This window comes from Pelorhabdus rhamnosifermentans (genome assembly GCF_018835585.1).
Lineage (GTDB): Bacteria > Bacillota > Negativicutes > UMGS1260 > UMGS1260 > Pelorhabdus > Pelorhabdus rhamnosifermentans.
This window is the reverse complement of the sequence record NZ_JAHGVE010000214.1, coordinates 1-201: the sequence shown is the minus strand read 5'-3', so window position 1 is coordinate 201 and position 201 is coordinate 1. Positions and strand designations below refer to the sequence as shown.

General features: G+C 52.7%; 1 protein-coding gene. It reads left to right on the top strand.

The window, feature by feature from the left end; translation table 11 throughout:
- Positions 1-201 (top strand): hypothetical protein (locus Ga0466249_RS26400; protein ID WP_215832446.1); only part of this gene is annotated, 201 nt, incomplete at both ends.

The window sequence follows — 201 nt, the reverse complement described above, 5'->3', positions numbered from 1 at the left end:
CGGAGCCATCGCCAGCGGGAAGGATCTAACTATTACCAGCGGCGGACAAGTCGTTCTGACAGGTAGTACTACGGCTAGTGCTAATATCGCCATTCAGGCGACAAGCGGCTTAAATAATCAAAGCATGCTGCTGGCAGGCGGAAATACGAACGTTGCCACGTCAGGCGAATTGGATAATAGCGGCGTATTAGCGGCAGGTCA